This window comes from Chryseobacterium sp. JV274, assembly GCF_903969135.1.
Taxonomy (GTDB): domain Bacteria; phylum Bacteroidota; class Bacteroidia; order Flavobacteriales; family Weeksellaceae; genus Chryseobacterium.
On the sequence record NZ_LR824569.1, the window covers coordinates 4115904 to 4133318 of the forward strand.

General features: G+C 35.0%; 14 protein-coding genes. All 14 read left to right on the plus strand.

The annotated features are described in order from the left end of the window. The first annotated feature begins 8 nt into the window (after positions 1 to 8). The 14 genes from CHRYMOREF3P_RS19095 (at position 9) to tssD (CHRYMOREF3P_RS19160) (ending at position 17346) form a co-directional block, all read left to right on the plus strand. Positions 9 to 533: a type VI secretion system transmembrane protein TssO gene (locus CHRYMOREF3P_RS19095; RefSeq protein ID WP_077414171.1), complete on the plus strand. Its 525-nt coding sequence runs from the start codon at positions 9 to 11 to the stop codon at positions 531 to 533. A 48-nt stretch (positions 534 to 581) separates the two neighbouring features. Beyond that, positions 582 to 1493, plus strand: coding sequence for a PKD domain-containing protein (locus CHRYMOREF3P_RS19100; RefSeq protein WP_077414173.1), 912 nt, complete (start codon positions 582 to 584; stop codon positions 1491 to 1493). A gap of 46 nt (positions 1494 to 1539) precedes the next feature. Beyond that, on the plus strand, positions 1540 to 3945 hold the full coding sequence (tssR, locus tag CHRYMOREF3P_RS19105; protein WP_077414175.1) for a type VI secretion system protein TssR domain-containing protein: 2406 nt from the start codon (positions 1540 to 1542) through the stop codon (positions 3943 to 3945). A gap of 423 nt (positions 3946 to 4368) precedes the next feature. After that, positions 4369 to 4776 (plus strand): type VI secretion system tube protein TssD, encoded by a 408-nt coding sequence (tssD, locus tag CHRYMOREF3P_RS19110; protein ID WP_034697144.1) that lies wholly within the window; start codon positions 4369 to 4371, stop codon positions 4774 to 4776. 172 nt (positions 4777 to 4948) lie between these two features. Then, on the plus strand, positions 4949 to 6880 hold the full coding sequence (locus CHRYMOREF3P_RS19115; RefSeq protein ID WP_180565264.1) for a type VI secretion system Vgr family protein: 1932 nt from the start codon (positions 4949 to 4951) through the stop codon (positions 6878 to 6880). A gap of 2 nt (positions 6881 to 6882) precedes the next feature. Next, the gene (locus CHRYMOREF3P_RS19120) at positions 6883 to 8352 is read left to right on the plus strand and encodes a hypothetical protein (RefSeq protein WP_180565265.1); all 1470 of its coding nucleotides are present in this window, start codon (positions 6883 to 6885) and stop codon (positions 8350 to 8352) included. A gap of 2 nt (positions 8353 to 8354) precedes the next feature. Continuing rightward, positions 8355 to 8987 carry a PepSY domain-containing protein gene (locus CHRYMOREF3P_RS19125; protein ID WP_180565266.1) on the plus strand — a complete coding sequence of 211 codons (633 nt, stop codon included), beginning with the start codon at positions 8355 to 8357 and terminating at the stop codon, positions 8985 to 8987. Positions 8988 to 9164: 177 nt separating this feature from the next. Next, positions 9165 to 9698, plus strand: a complete 534-nt coding sequence (locus CHRYMOREF3P_RS19130) for a hypothetical protein (RefSeq protein WP_180565267.1) — start codon at positions 9165 to 9167, stop codon at positions 9696 to 9698. A gap of 358 nt (positions 9699 to 10056) precedes the next feature. Further along, positions 10057 to 11235, plus strand: a complete 1179-nt coding sequence (locus CHRYMOREF3P_RS19135) for an RHS repeat domain-containing protein (protein WP_180565268.1) — start codon at positions 10057 to 10059, stop codon at positions 11233 to 11235. 117 nt (positions 11236 to 11352) lie between these two features. After that, a complete protein-coding gene (locus tag CHRYMOREF3P_RS19140; protein ID WP_077414183.1) occupies positions 11353 to 12024 on the plus strand; it encodes a hypothetical protein in 672 nt (223 codons plus the stop codon). Between the two features lie 262 nt (positions 12025 to 12286). Continuing rightward, on the plus strand, positions 12287 to 14782 hold the full coding sequence (locus CHRYMOREF3P_RS19145; RefSeq protein ID WP_077414185.1) for an ATP-dependent Clp protease ATP-binding subunit: 2496 nt from the start codon (positions 12287 to 12289) through the stop codon (positions 14780 to 14782). A 59-nt stretch (positions 14783 to 14841) separates the two neighbouring features. Beyond that, entirely contained in the window at positions 14842 to 15708 is an 867-nt protein-coding gene (locus tag CHRYMOREF3P_RS19150) for a lytic transglycosylase domain-containing protein (protein WP_077414187.1), read from the plus strand. Positions 15709 to 16057: 349 nt separating this feature from the next. Then, positions 16058 to 16474, plus strand: coding sequence for a type VI secretion system tube protein TssD (tssD, locus tag CHRYMOREF3P_RS19155; RefSeq protein ID WP_077414280.1), 417 nt, complete (start codon positions 16058 to 16060; stop codon positions 16472 to 16474). 464 nt (positions 16475 to 16938) lie between these two features. Further along, positions 16939 to 17346, plus strand: coding sequence for a type VI secretion system tube protein TssD (gene tssD, locus CHRYMOREF3P_RS19160; protein ID WP_047382792.1), 408 nt, complete (start codon positions 16939 to 16941; stop codon positions 17344 to 17346). Positions 17347 to 17415: the final 69 nt, after the last annotated feature.

Below are 17415 nucleotides of genomic sequence, written 5' to 3' on the forward strand. Positions count from 1 at the left end.
ATAAAGATATGCAAGGACAAATCACATTATCAAAGAAAGAAAGGCATTATCAGTTTTTTTATTTAATACTGATGCTTGTGACTGCCATGTTATTTTTGGGAGTCATCTTTTTAAAAGGTTTTGTATCTCCATTTTCTGATGAAGATGTAAGAGGAATTCAGAATCTTGAACAGAAAGCCGAATTTGAGCGTCATCAAAAAATTGTTATTCCTATCATGGACAGTACCTATACGATGATCACGAAGCTTACCGATGACGGTCCTCAACCATTTATAGAAAATAATATTCAATTAGGGGTTAATGACATTAACAGCTATTTTAACAGTACCGATGTTATTGATATCAGAAAAGATGCTTATCCTCAGATTGCAAAATTCTATAAAATGTACTATGATGACAAAAAAGTTATTTCAACTACTTCAGAAGACATTAAAATCTTTCAAAAGCAGGTGGATGAATGCAGAATCGGATTTAAGGATAAGCAAAATAAGCTTTATCAGCGTGAGCAGGATCTGAAAGCAAGAGTACAATAAGTAATAAATACCAGGAACTTTACATAAAACACATCACAATTACTAACTATGAATTATTTTCAAAAGAACAAGAAAAACATTATTATCGGTGTTGTTGCAACTTTGCTCATCGCAGCATTGGTTGCCCTATGGCTGCAGAAAAAAGTCATCCATTCAGCCGATGATATTGTTGGGGTAGTTTATCCGTCTTCACTGGCGGTAGGAGACACACTTTTATTCGAAGATAAGACCCAGTTTGCGAAAACCAAAAGATGGAATTTCGGAGACGGTACAACTTCAGATAAAAACAGTGGGATTCACTTCTATAATAAACCGGGGTACTATCAGGTGAGTTTGATCGTTGACAATAAGTATACGAAATCTTTCCCTGTAATGGTAAGCGCAAGAGGCGTTCAGAAAGCAAAAGATACAGCAAAAAATGCAACGACCATTGAGGCTGTAGCTCAGGCTATGCAAAATGAAAGCGTATCTTTCCGTGCCATTTCTGATGCAAAAGTGTTTGCCTGGAAATTCGGAGAAACAGGAAATACAGATTCTAAAGATAAGTTTACAATCTATTCTTACAAAAAACCCGGAGATTATGTGGTAACGCTGTACACTGAAGAATCTCAGGAGCCTATCTATCACCATATTAAGATCCTTCCGGCTTATGATGCTCTTGCAGAAGAAGAAGTTTCAGTAGAAGATTCTTACGCAAAGGTAGATAGTGATTTTAAATATCACCTGCAGCAGATTGCGAATGGAAACAGTTTCAATATGCATTACAATTACCTGTTGAGAACCTATCTGTGTAACAATGAAAACACAGTAGTAAAGGTAAATGACAGTAAAGTGAACAACTTCTACATGTATTGTGCCGGTCTTCAGTTTGACAAAAACACAGTGATTCAGACTGTGAAAGTGAACCTGGATGATAAGCAGGAGTGTGTAACTAAAGTAGAAATCAACCAAAGCAAATAATATCATCCGGTTTTACGGATGCGCCAATCATTAAAGATAAAATAGGATGAAAAATAAATTTCCTCTAGCAGCATATTATATAGGGTTATCAGTATTATTGACGAGTTGCCAGGTAAAACTGCCGTCAAAGAAAACCCCGGAGCCGTCACAGTATGGACAGGTGGATGCTTCCCCTGTCGTTAACGGGTATCCTAAAAAATCAGCGCCATGGATCGTTATTTCAGACAGATCGAGAAATACAGCTTATCTGGATAAAGATGATGAGAAATCTTACAAAGAAGTAAAATTCCTTGAACCTTTAATGGTTTTAAAACATAGAGACGGAATGGTAAAAGTAGCGGAATATGTTCCGGATGCTTTAATGAAAAAAGTTTCGTCAAAATCCATCAAAACATATGGATGGATTCCGGAATCTGACCTTCTTCTTTGGAATAACGCTTTAAAAAGTGAAAAAACAGGGTATCCTGTAAGAGTAGCCGTAGTGCCAAGTAACAGCGAAGTTATCAAAAATGCCGAAAGGTACTATAAGAATGACTCTATTATGGTGTTCAATTCACCAAGCCTTATTGAAACAGCCAATGTAAAGATTCCAAACGGACAAATTGTATATGTCTACAAACAGGCTGAAAACAACAAACGATTTTTAGTAGGTAAAAAACCTTCAATTGATATAGACAGTATCGGCAAAGGACTTTACGGATGGGTAAGTTCTAACGTGATTTCCAGCTGGGGAGAGCGTTCTGCAATTAAACTGAAAAACACAACAGGGATCAACGATTCTACATTAGGAATCTATGAAGGATATCCTGGAGGATCAGGATCAGATGCTGAAAATAAAAAAGCAGTTCTTCTTACAGATGTTAACAAAAGAACGCAGCTTGAGAATATCTTTCCTGTAAACCTTCCATTGGAACAGGCTCCAACTCCGGATTCAAAAACAAAATATTTTACCAATATCTTAGATTACAGCAAGAACTTTGTATCAAACGTATTGGGTGAACCTATTTATTTTGACCGTTACAGAGAGATCACAGAAAGAGATAAAAATATTAATATTGTTTTTGCATTGGACGTAAGCGCAGGAAATGCACCTTATGCACCTATTGTAAAATCATTATTGCAGGATCTTCAGCTTAGATTTGAAAAACCATCTTATTTTAGCAATGTTAAATATGGAGTGGTTTTATATAAAAATAATCCTTGTGGGGAAAATATTTCTGTATCAAACTTAAGTGCAGACTACAGCAAAATGACAGCGTTTATTGATCAGAAAACGAATGAGATGAACTGCGCAAGCAATAACGGGTATCAGCCGGTAGGAGAAGCTCTTACTGCAGCAGGAAACCTTCTTTCAAACGTATCTGATGAAACCAATATTGTAGTTACTGTAGGAACTTCTGCCAACCAAAGCGGAAATATGTACAGTGTGATCAGTTCACTTACTCAGGCTCAGGCAAGACTGATCATGTTCCAGACAAGTGCAAGATCATCTGATACCTATAACGATTTTGTATTGATGGCTGAAAATGTTGTTACCAATACAGCCAAAAATATTGCTGAACTTAAAAAACAAAAGATCATCAATCAGTATGATGTTCTTACTAAGAATAACTTCAGCCTGGTAGAAGGTGATGCGGGATTCTTCTCACTGGCTTACCCTAAACAGAGTATGTCTCAGGGATTTGTTATCTTCCCTAAAAAAGGTGATATTACAACTCCCGGATTCCTGAAAAAATCTGTTGACAGTCTTATTTCACAGGTTACTTTAGATAACCAGAATATTGATAAATCACTTAATGAATATTTCCATTCATCAGTGGGAGCAGGAAAAACAGATGTTGACGTAAAATATAAATATCTGTATCCGGGTCTTACCAATCCGGTATCTGCAGGAATTGCGGCACAGCTGATCAACTACGGAAGTCCATTCCTTGTAAAAGGATACATTCCAAAAGATCTGAAAGATTATACTCCTGGAATAGAAAAAGGAATTCTTATTTCTGAATCGGAATATGACAACTTAAAAGCTTTCTATACGGAAGTATACAGGAATACTAAGGCAGACCGTCCAGACTTTAATCAGGCAAGAGCAGTGAAAGAATATGTGAAGCTGCTGAAGAAATATAACCCGACTATAAAATTCCTGGATAAAGGAGCTCTTTATGAGCAGCCAATGTCTTATGCTATTGGAATGAGTACAGGATTTGATCTTTCTGAAGAAGAACTGATGGCTAAGTACAAACTTAAAGGTTGGAAAAAATCAAAGGTCGTACCTGGTGAGACCGTGAAAAATTATTTCTATCACTACAAAAATTTAGCAGACAGAATGCTTGCCAACAGAAATAACCCAGCTGTAAAGATTCAGCAGAACGGGCAGACTTTCTACTGGCTTAATGAATACTTTACCCCTTCAAGAATTCCGACGGAACAACCGGAATATACAAAGCATTAAGAAATTCATTTTTATAATATCAAAAAGCAGGAGTACATACTTCTGCTTTTTTTGTGTTCAAAAACCGGAAGCGAAAAGTTGAAGTGTATTAACCTTAAACCTTAAACCTTGAATTTTGAATCCAAAACTCACAGCAAAGCGAATTGGTCATCCATTATTTACCAGTAATTTCTCAATTATTTCTCTTTATAGTGCAAAACTGTTTTTTATCTTAAAAATGGGATTTAATTTAAAATGCTGTATGGGTGGGTGTTGCGATGTAGTGTTTAAATCTATTGTCGTAGAATTACGACAAGAAATCGTAGAACTACTACAATTTCTCAGATTTATATTGAAAAGTTTTTTTTAGCGAAAAAGAGCCTCTATATTTGCTAAACAATCACTGAATCACAAAATATTACTAACGATTAAAATTTACTAATCATGGCCGAAAGAAATTCAAGAGGAATCTTAAAATTCAACAACGGTGAAGGACAGAAGTTGTTAAAAATGAATTACAGCGTATCCAGATCTACAGACGTATCAGGACGTGTAGCATCAGATCCTTCTAATGCACTGATCAAAGTCACAGTAGAGGCTACTGAAAAATCTGATATTCTTGAAAGTTTATTAAATGGTAAATACAAACCTACAGTGGGAGAGATTACATTCAATAAATCTCACGAAGAAGGAACATTGATTACTTTGAACTGGCAGAACGGATATGTAATTCAACACCAGGTTGATTTTGATGCAATAGACAGCAATAGCATGCTTATCAGCTTTGTAATCAGTGCAGAAACCATTGACTATGGTACTTCTCAGTACGCTGGACTATGGCCGTCAAGCTAAAATTTACACACATTATCAACATTCATAAGAAAAAAGACTGTCCCTATTTAAGGCGGTCTTTTTTTGCCTGAATGAAAAACTTATACCAGGAAATATTACTTCATAACCTATTTATATAGTGTCTGTTATATAAAATAGTGTTATCTTTAATACAAAACACAAACACAAGCATATGAAAACCGAATCAAAGACAAAAGGATCTTCCTTCCGTCCGTCACAAAATGCAGACGGAATATCCGAGAATCATCATGCAGGAATCAATCGGCTGGTTAAATTATCACTGGTTGTGGAAGGTAAAATTATTAAGTACTACAAACATTTCACTCTTAAACAAAAAGCTAGCCACCACCACGAATTCAGTCTTACCCTTGCCCATGACGCATTGGGAGACAGGCAGAGCCACACCCTTGAAGAAGCTAATAAATTTTTGGGAAAACGTCTTACTGCTGTTATTTCTTACAAAGATATTGAGAAAAGTCCCGAAAGAAATTTTGTAGGCATCATTACCAAAGTGGGATTCAGCCAGGAAAAAATGAGTCTTGGAAATATTGTAATTTCCGGATACAGCCCGACAATTTTACTGGATGGAGCTCCGCATATCCAGAGTTTTGGCGGCGGACAACCCGTTAACATGGGAATTATTGCTGAAGAAGTAATCAAACAGGGAATTGATAAAGAACGGTTTGATATAAGAATTGATACAAATGATTATTCTCAGATCATTTACAGCAGCCAGTACAATGAAACCCATTACAATTATCTGGCAAGAATGGCTGAAGCTTATGGGGAACAATTCTATTATGATGGAGAGGTACTGCATTTTGGAAAACTTCCTCCACAGAATAAACCTATCAAACTGCTCTATGGCAGCAATGCAGATCATGTAAAAGTAGAGTTAAAAGCTGTTCATACAAAACCTCAATACTACGGCTACAACAGCAGCAAAAACGAAAAACTGACTTCCGGGGAAACTCCTGTAAGTCATATGGGCGATCTTGCCCGTACAGCATACGGTCATAATGATAAAATATACAAAACTCCGGCGCTTCAGATTGCACCTATTAAAGCTACAACCCATCTGGATGTAGAACATTCCCAAAGAAGCACTTCAGGAAGCGAAGCGGTAAATGTATTTTCCGTTTCCGGATCTACAACAGTTCCGTTTTTACATCCTGGATGTATTGTGGATATTCACATGAGAAAACCGGACAGTAATGAAACATCCTATTTTACCAAAGTGATGGTAACAGAGGTTGTTCATGAAATTGATACCATCGGACATTATTCAGGAACTTTTGAATCTATTGCTGCAGATACAGGTTTTTTACCCAAACCGGAATTTAATGTGCCCGCTGCACAGCCACAGATCGCAACCGTAATCTCAAATACTGATCCGGAAGGGCAGGGAAGAGTTCAGGTGAGATTTGACTGGCAGATGAATGATACCACTCATTTTGTAAGAGTAATGAGTCCTGATGCCGGGGGAACAGATCAGATTACTCAAAACCGAGGGTATGTAGCGATTCCTGAAATAGGAGATCAGGTGATGGTTAATTTCGTTCACAGTCACCCCGACAGACCTTTTGTCATGGGAGGAATGTTTCACGGTGGAATAGGCCTTGGAGGTGGTGCAGACAACCGTGTAAAGTCTATTCAGACGAGAAGCGGACACAGAATCGTTTTCACAGAAGATGAAAGCATCATTATTACAGATAAAAGCGGTAATGAGATTCATCTGGATACTACCGGAAGCAATATTAACATTACGGCACCGGAAACAATGACCCTGAACTGTAAGAATATGAACATCAATGTAGGGGAGAATATGACTACGACAGTGGGAATGAATAAGTCTGATAGTATCGGATTGAATAATACTGAGACTGTAGGCGCTATGAAACTTACTTCGGTCATAGGAAATGTAAGTACATTCATTACGGGTAAACTTACTGAGATTATTGAAGGAGATGTACACAGCGAAACAAAGAAGGAAAGAAATGAAATTTCAGAAAAGGAAATTAACATTACTTCCAATGCCTCTATCAATAAACACGCTCAGCAGGAAGTACAGAATAATAGCGGAGAGAGATCCAAAGCATATTAATTATGAGCAGAACGAGAATCGTAAAAGGCACTTATACCAAAATCTCTCAAGAAGATCATAACATGTATTCTCAAGAGAGTATTATTTCACGTGCCATGAAATGGATTTCTGAAAAGGGTAATGCTAAAGGGGTGAGCCATAATACGCCAAGCGATCCTCCTCCTTCTGAAATAAAAGCAAAATGTATTGTTCACTTTCGCAGTAAAAATGGTTGGCAGGGAGAAGATTATGGTTTTGACTGGATGAGATTGGGGGAGACCTCCAATTTTGGTGATGTTAATTATGAAGATATAATAGCAAAGCAATATACGGATGCTACTTATACTACATTGGAAAGAAATATCAATGAATATGATGGGAACTTTAAAAAGGAACCTGTCTTATATTCTAAACTTAAGCAAATATATGGGGTTTACAGTATTCCATGGAAGAAAAAAGCAGATGGAACTCTTGAAAATTATTATTGTTCCTGGTTATCACTTTACCCGTCCCAAATCAAAGATAGTAAAACAAATCAGCTTGTTGCCTCTAACTTTAAAAATACCAAAGCTGTTTTAAGTCTTAATATTGAAGTAGATGAAGAACCGGACGCTTTGAAATTTAAAGAAAATAAGTTTTTTAAAATTTCTCCTATGGAAATTTCTCCTAAAACCAAAGGGAAACACAATCTTAAAGATTTTGTAACCATAGAATGCTTGGAGGAATTTTCAAATGATCAGGTTATAGAAGTTATCGCAGTAAAAAAAGACAATACAGGCATTGAAACCTCCGAAGTCGCCGGGAGATTAAAGGTTTGGGCTAATCATGCTGCCAAAAGGAAAAAAACTAAGTTTTTAATTATTGAATTAAAGACCCCTGAGCTCACAGCTGGAGCTCCTTCAAAAACGGGAAATTCTGCTGGACAGAAAGAATTATTTGAAAATTATTTACGTCAGGCGTTGATAGAGGCAGATGTAGAAACTGAAACTATTGACGTATCTACAGATTCCCATTTTAAAGCAGGTGGTAAATATGTCATTGGAGGTAAAATTGCTGCTTATTATCAACCATCAAGTAATGCTCCATCGGGGTTTGTTACTCTTCAAAATTATATATACGATAAATTGAAAACACAGTTGAAAAATAATAAAATTTCTGAAACAAAATATGATAATCATTACATTGCTATCTATCTCGGAGAAAGCGGGGGATTTGTAGATGCTTCTAATCATGTAATTGCGCTCAATGGATATAGTAATGGCAGGTTTGTGGTACTATTTCCAACAAAAAATAATCAAACAGCAGCTCACGAATTTCTTCATAGTTTTGCATTACCTCACAGTTTTACTAATTCAGAAGCCGATGCAAAAGCACAGTTTACTTATGAATATGCTAAAACAGAAAATATTATGGATTATTCTCATCACATTCCCGAAACACGTTATAATCTTTGGAAATGGCAATGGGTGATAGCTAATACAAATACCAAATAATTATGAAAAAAATATTTTTATTATTCAGCTTATTGATACTTTTTTCATGTAAATCTCAAAAAAGAAATATGATAATTCCTATAATAGATAACAAATTTGAAAAGTTTGATATAGACAAATTTAGTAAATCAACAAAAAAAGAAACTGATGTGGTAACAGAGTTTCTGCCCAATGGAAATTATATTGAAATGAGTATGGCAAACTCTGGTAAATATTATACTGAATCATATAAAGGTTCTTATTTTATGCTGTCTAAATCATATTATCCAAATGGAAATATAAAACATAAGGGTATTATGTTTAATGTACCTTGGGGAGCTCCTTTCCAGAAAGGAATCTGGTATGAGTTTGATGAAAATGGAAAGTTGATTAAAGAGTTTGATTATGATAAGCCTTACAAATATACATTTGAAGATATTTTAAAATTCTCTGAAAAAGAAGCTATTCCCGTTACAAAAGGTCCGGTATTACAAAGTACAGGTTTTCATACTATAATTTCAAGAAGAATAGAAAATGAAAAACCTATTTGGGAAATAGAATGGTTAAAGAAGTCGAATCGTGTTGAAAATATAATTTTGGATGGTATTTCCGGTAAAGTAATTTCAAGAAGAGAGTCAGAATTTATAAACAATTGATTTTTTAGTTATGAACCAACAGTGGGAATTACATTTTGAATGTCATTAGCATATCACACTGTATTATTGGCAATGGAAAAACAATCAATCTACAAAAAGAATATTATGAATAAAATAATAATATTAGCTGGGTTGGGCCTTTTTACTCAATTTCAATCTCAGGGATTACAAAAAACAATGATTCCAAAAATTAGTAATGAATTTGAAAAGATTACTATACAGAACTCTAAGAAAAAAGATGATGACAGATGTATTGAAACTCCAGAAGGAAGAAAAGAAATCTTTTCTGCTTCTAAAGATGGATATGGATTAAGTATTTACTATGAGAATTCTTTTTATAAATCAGATAAATTCTATTATAAAAATGGGTACATAAAAAATAAATCATTGTCATTTAACATGGGCTCTCCCATAGGAATATTATATTATTTTGATAAATCTGGTAAGCTTATTAAAGAAGAAAATACAGATGAAGGTTACGGTTTCAAACCTGCAGATATTATTGCATACTGCGAAAAGAATAAAATTAATCTGCCGAAAGGTTATCATGATTCAGGTTATCAGACAAGAGTATTAAAACAGGATTTTGAAGGCAAAAAAGTATGGCGGATTTCTCATCAGACTGCAGGTGATACAATTGTGGAAATCATATTAGATGGGGAAACAGGGAAAGAACTTCAGAAAAAAACAGTACCTTTTTATAATCCGTAATTATTGATTAATAAAAGTTTAATAGGAGATTATATCTATTCAAAATCACTATTTGATAGTAGAAACAACTCATAAGACATGCATACTATTGCATTAAATTATTCATTTGAGATACAAGAGAGTATATCCGCAATAATTCTTTTTAAATATAAAAACAGAAAATGTAATGGATTATATTTATAGAGATGTATTGATCACTTTTTGGAAGTGGCAATGGGATAGGATCATAAAGACTCGGATGATATGAAAGCAATAGATAAATTGAAAAAAAATGAAACTGAAAAATAAGAAATCCATCATCTTTAAGATGTTAGTTTTTATTGGCATAGTAATAAGTTGTCATTCAAATAGTCAAAATATGCAGGAATATAATAAAGAGGTTGAAAAGTTCAGCACCAAAGAATTGTACCCCAGCCAGAAGAGTGCTTATGAGAAAAATGGAGATATGGTATTGTTTTACCTACCCGGCAGACTGCATGAAAGGTATGCGAAAGTTGACCTGAAATCGCATGTTTTTGATATAAAGCATTCAATGTTTCTGAATACGGATGATCTGCTGGAGATTAATCATTTCAAATATTTTTTACCCAAAAAGTATTCTACTTTTTATAAATACCCTATTGGAAGAAGCGGAACGGCAGGAGGTGATTTCTTTACACTTATAGAATTTAATGAGCTTGGGCTCGTTAAAAGTATCGAAAAAAATCTTCCGGATGCCAAAAACAAATATCTGTATCACTACAATAAGTATGGTCAGTTATTGCGGATAGCTGAAGATAAAATGATTGATAAAATCTTGTTGGAGAATATATATGATGAAAACGGGAGGCTAATTTCTCAAAAGAAGAATACCAGAGATATACAGTCAGTAAGAGAATTTTCTTATGATAAAAATGATAATATTCTAGTAGAAAATATAAAAGAAAAAGTAATAGCACCTAACGGTAAAGTGGTAAAAGATGAAACTTATACTTTGCGCTATCAATATGACAGTAAAGGAAAAATCGTAAGAAAATACAGTGAAAATGAAAATCATGTTGTTGAATTTCAGTACGATCCTGCAAGTGATACCCTTATGAATATTGTTGAATATTACGGGATTTCAGATAAAGGAGATGCAAAAAAATGGGTAAATCATTTTACGAAGACAACTTACACCTATACTAAAGATCAGATTACGGGAGAGAACAAGTATGAATATAATATTGTAAATGCTTCAGTTCTTGCAGATAAAAAATGGACCCCAATATCTGTAGAACAACAAAAAGCATTAGCCTGGAAGAAATTTAAAGAAGGATCTGAAACACCACTGTCAGAAATTGATAAAAAGTATCAATATGAGACAGGTGCAATTCATACTGAAATCAATACCTACAATTTTTCCAACAAGTTTAAAAATGGAAAAACAGAAGTAAATAAAGAACTTGCCGATTCGGAAAAAATTAAGTTTATACTGGATAATAACGGAAGGATAACTCAGAAAGAAATTAGCAATACCAAAAAAAACAGCTCAGAAGTGCAAGTATTTTATTATTAAGTTTCTCTAAAAATGAATATCTTACAGCGGTTTTAAATCATGTCTGATTATTAAAAATGATCAATACAAAACCTGCTTTTTGTAAAAGCACCTTAAACTAAATAACCTCAAACCCTAATGAATAAAATCACGGATCACCTGAAATATTTTTCCAAACTATCCGCAGCATTCATCCTAAGTATATTTAAAATTTATGCAATAGGCCTTATTTCTACCATTGTTACCCTGATATTGGGAATTTATATTTTATCTGATCGTTTAGGTCCATCATTGGGACATACCGGAGCTGTTGCATTTTTAATAACAACCATAAAAGCTAAACCGGTTTCAGCAAGTGTTTTTTATGTATTGACTATTATTGCTCCATTTTTTACTGTTGTTTTTGCTACAAAATACGCGATGTCTGTAGTGATCAGCAAACTCCTTCAGGATCATTCCAAAACAATTGTAATTCCGTTTATAGATAAAGTAATTGGGATTTTTAAAGCAAAACAGCCAACGGTAATCCGTACAAGTGCTGATTTTGCAATTGCTAAAGTTAAACTCTTAAATGAGTTTAAAAATAGTTCCGAAAACAAAATACTCAAACGAATTTTAGGCTATGCTTTAAATAAAATAAAGTTCGATGAACTGAACCTGGGTGATGATAATGCAGACTTTTCAGAAATTATCAAAACTACATTGATTGAAAAACTACATGAACTGGCAGAACCATCGGCGATGTTATTCTATATCTACATCGGACTTCAATGGATCAGTTTGATTTTATTATATTTTTTGAATATATAAAAGAAAAAAGAAGGCTTAGAAGGCTAATTTGTTATAAAATTCAACCATCAGAATCTGGTTTAAAAACAAAAAAACACCGTTGTTACTTCTCTAATTGAAGAATTAACTATCTTTATCTCGTTTAGAATAAAATAATTAATTTTAGCTACACAAAAGAAGAACTTTTCATTCTCTGACAGACAGGGATGAAAAATACAGATCAATACCATCAAATCTGCATAGTAAAACAGAACGCAAATATATTAATATAAGAAAATTATAAATGGGAGTACTAGTAACCAACGAAACCGTAAAGCAACTATTTCACATTGCTCAGTCGATAGCGAAGGAAAATTATAATGGAACCTATGGAGGCCCGCATATTCTGCAGGCTTTAATGCATAAGGATATCGGACTTAATGAATTTCTGAAAAGTATAGATAAAGATCCCGGCTATTTCTATGAATGGGCAGATGTCCGCATTGAAGAATACCCTAAAACAAATCATCTTCCCGATGAAGTAGGTCAGGATGATGCGATAGATACCCTTATCGAAGAGGCAGATGATATCCGTTTAAAATTAGGATTAGATGAGATTACTCCCATCTGTATTTTGACAGCAATTGTAAAACCACAGGTTGTTTTCTCACTTCAACAGCTCAAATCACTTCCGTTGAGAGAACATGAGATATTCAATCTTTATAGAAAAGATACACCGTTTACCGTTTCAGAAGATGGTGATTTCTCTTCATTGTTTTCAAATGGTTCAGACTATTCAGACTCTTCTTTTCCTTCCATTAAAAGTTACTGCGTAGACAGAACGGCACAGGCGAGAAAAGGAGAAATTGAAAATATCATTGGTAGAGATAAAGAACTAAGAATGCTGGTGGAAATCCTTTGCCGAAGAAGCAAACCCAATGTAATCATTATAGGGGAACCGGGAGTAGGGAAAACAGCATTGGTAGAAGGATTTGCTACTGAGATTATCAAAGGAAACGTTCCTGAAATGCTTAAAAACGGAACTCTTTTAGAACTGGACACGGGAGCATTACTAGCCGGAACTTCTTATAAAGGAGAAATTGAAGACCGTCTGAAAAAAGTAATCAATGAATGTAAGAAAATTGAAAAAGCCATTCTTTTCATTGATGAGATTCATACCCTTTTAGACCCCAAAGGAAGCATCGGAAACGTTGCCAACCTTTTGAAACCTGAGCTTGCCAGAGGGGAAATCACCGTAATTGGAGCTACAACACAGGAAGAATACAGAAAAATTATAGAGCCGGAACAAGCTTTCAATCGTCGTTTTGAGGTATTAACAGTACATGAGCCGGATGAAAAAACCTGCGTAAAAATGATTGATGTACTGCTTGAAGGTTACAAAAAGCATCATGGTATTGAAGTCGAAAAAACCGCAATTCCGGAATGTGTACGTTTGGCTAAAAGATATGCAAAAGGTAAAAAATTACCCGATGCTGCTATTGACTTATTAGACAGAACAATGGCAGCCATCAAAATGCTTGATGAATTGTCAGAAAAAGAACTCAGCAGCTGGAAAGAAAGCTATGATGTTATTTTAAATGAAGAATATGCAGACAGCAAAGATAAAGCAGACGAGTTGATCTGGACTTACAACTTATTAAGAGATAAAATAAGCCCGATCCTTTGGGGATCGCTGAGTGAGCAGCCTGCCATTGACAACTCTATGCCGGTAGATCAGATTCAGCAGATTATTGAAGATACCTATGCCGAACTTCTACAGCATGCTGCGAAGAAAAGAGAAAAAGTAGACAGACTTGAACTTGCCGCTGTAATGGCTGCTAAAACCAATATTCCAATTGGAAAGATCCAGGCTCAGGAAAAAGAAAAACTCCTGAATATGGAATCACTTCTTCTGAACAGAGTCGTAGGGCAGGATCATGCATTAAAAATCCTTTCCGATGCTATTGTTGAAAACCGAAGCGGGTTGAATAAACCCGGGCAGCCCATTGGATCATTCTTCCTTCTGGGACCTACCGGAACCGGTAAAACAGAGCTGGCAAAATCTATGGCAGAATTACTTTTCAATGATGAAAAGGCAATGGTGCGTTTTGATATGTCAGAATTTAAAGAAGAACATTCCGCAGCCTTATTGTACGGAGCGCCTCCGGGATATGTAGGATATGAAGAAGGAGGTATGCTTGTCAATAAAATCAGACAACAGCCCTATACCGTTGTTTTATTTGACGAAATTGAAAAAGCCCATCATTCAGTTTTTGACGTATTCCTTCAGATTATGGACGAAGGAAAAGTACACGATAAACTGGGTAAAGAAGGAGATTTCAGCAATGCATTGATCCTTTTTACCTCCAATATCGGAAGCGAAGAAATTGTAAAACAGTTTGAAGAAGGAAAAATTCCGGAATCATCTTCATTGATGCAGATTATGTCCAATTCAGGACGATTCAGACCTGAGTTTTTAGCAAGAATCACCGAGATCATTCCTTTTGCACCGATCACAGAATCTATTGCAGAAAGAATCTTCAATATTCAGCTGAAATCACTTCATACCTCACTTACGAGATTGGGAATAACCTTAAAGATTAGTGATGATGCAGTAAGAAATCTGGCATTAGGCGGATTCAGCAGCAAGTATGGAGCAAGACAGATCTCAGGAGTAATCCGTGCACAGCTTGCAAGACCGATCTCTAAAATGATTGTTAGAGAAGAAGTAAAATCCGGCCAGACCATTCATGTTGATTGGAATAATGACGAAGAAAAACCAAGCTGGAAAGTAGATTAATTAGGAAGCGAAAAGGCAAAAAAAGTATATTTACCTTTTCGCTTATAAATACAAATAAAATGAAAACCATTGTCAGAAATATTTTTACAGGCTTACTATTATTAGGAACTGTTATAAGTGTAAATGGGCAGTTTCTTGCTGCTTCAGATACTTCAGAAAGCAGTGTGAGAAAATATAAAGGCATCATTAATGCCAATAAAGATCTTGTAGAATTTATTGAACAGTTACTTCTTCAGAAAGGGCTTCCCAAGCATTTGAGAAACCTGGCCCTGATAGAGTCCCATTTCGACAGAAATATCACTTCCGGAGCCGGAGCAGTAGGTATATGGCAGTTGATGACTGCACATGCCAACCAATATGGGCTTACGGAACAAAATCGTACCGATGTCTATAAAAGTACGAAAACAGCTGTTATCTCATTAGGAAACCTTTATAAAAAATATAACAATTGGGTAACCGTTGTGGCAGCTTATAACTGCGGTGAAGGCAATATTGCCAAAGCGATGGAAGCTGCAGGCTCCTCTCAATATCACGAATTCTCTAAATACCTTCCCGGAGAAACTATTAACCATGTGAAGAAATACCTCAATGCATGCTATGCTACAGGAGAACTTCAGAGTGTTTTAAGTAACTATAATTCTTCAAGAATCAACAAAATTTTCTTTGAGGACGGAAACAGAAGAGAGATGACCGCTGCGCTTTCAGAAACGGAAATCAACGCCGGATTCAATCTGAAAGTTGTCGCTGATGAGCTTAACGTAGACATGGATAAAATCCTTACGTGGAATCCTGGTATTGTAGAAGAACTGCAGAGAAAAGGAGAAAGCCCTTTCTATCTTCCTGTTGACCTTATGCCGGATTTCCTGCTCAGAAAAAATAAAATACTGGTTCGTTCCATCAAAGAAGGAGCAAGTATTCAACAGTAAATAATCTCAAGTACAAATAAAAAAACAATCAACGTTCAGTTGGTTGTTTTTTTTATGCAATAACTGATCTGTTAAAAAAGGCTAATTTTATATTAAAGGATTCTTAATATTTCTCACTTAGGTGGAAAATTATTGTTTTTATTGTTCTTTTTCAATATGTTGAAATCCTTTACTGATGATGTTTTGAGCGTGTTTTTTAAATCTATTGTCGTAGAATTACGACAAGAAATCGTAGAACTACTACAATTTCTCAGATTTATATTGAAAAGTTTTTTTTAGCAATAAAGAGCCTCTATCTTTGCTAAACAATCACCGAATCACAAAATATTAACGATCAAAATTTACAATCATGGCAGAAAGAAATTCAAGAGGAATCTTAAAATTCAACGGAGGAGAAGGACAAAAGCTGTTAAAAATGAATTACAGTGTATCCAGATCTACAGACGTATCAGGACGTGTAGCATCAGATCCTTCTAACGCATTGATCAAAGTAACAGTAGAAGCTACTGAAAAATCTGACATCCTTGAAAGCTTGTTAAACGGTAAATACAAGCCTACAAAAGGAGAAATTACATTCAACAAGTCTCACGAAGAAGGAACATTAATCACTTTGAACTGGGAAAACGGATACGTAATCCAGCACGAAGTAGACTTCGATGCAGTAGACAGCAACAGTATGCTGATCAGCTTCGTAATCAGCGCTGAAACCATTGACTACGGTACTTCTCAGTACGCTGGACTATGGCCTTCAGCAGGTAGTAATTAAGCCTATTCATCATCTTAGTAAAAATAAAATTGGTACAGAACAGTATACTCATCGAGTTTACTGTTCTGTTTTTTTATATAAGTTCAAGCTAATGAAAAACGGAATAAAATAATAAATACTTTCCAGTCTCAACCCATTCAAATTTATAGTGAATAAATAAAACAGTTTTGATTCTTGTAAGTTACCCTTTTAACGTTTTATTTCTCTTATTGGTGTAATAATTGGTGAAATTTTCTTATTTCCCAATGATATTTAATGTATTTATTTATAATATATTATGTTTTATTTTAAATCTTTTGTCGTAGAATTACGACATGAAATCGTAGAACTACTACACCAAATCGTATAACTACTACACTTTTTCATATTTCTGTTTAAATGCTTTTTTTTCAAAACCCAGGGAGCTATCTTTGTTATATAATTATTGAATAACAATTTATTACTAACGATTAAAATTTACAATCATGGCAGAAAGAAATTCAAGAGGAATTTTAAAATTCAACGGAGGAGAAGGACAGAAACTGTTAAAAATGAATTACAGTGTATCAAGATCTACAGACGTATCAGGACGTGTAGCATCAGATCCTTCTAATGCATTAATCAAGGTTACAGTAGAAGCTACTGAAAAATCTGACATCCTTGAAAGCTTGTTAAACGGTAAATACAAGCCTACAAAAGGAGAAATTACATTCAACAAATCTCACGAAGAAGGAACATTAATTACTTTGAATTGGGAGAATGGATACGTAATCCAGCACGAAGTAGACTTCGATGCAGTAGACAGCAACAGTATGCTGATCAGTTTTGTAGTAAGTGCCGAAACTATTGACTACGGTACTTCTCAATATGCTGGATTATGGCCAGGTAAATAATCCAATACAATGTAAAAAAAAAGGAACAGTATACCATTGGTATACTGTTTCTCTTTTTTATCCATGACC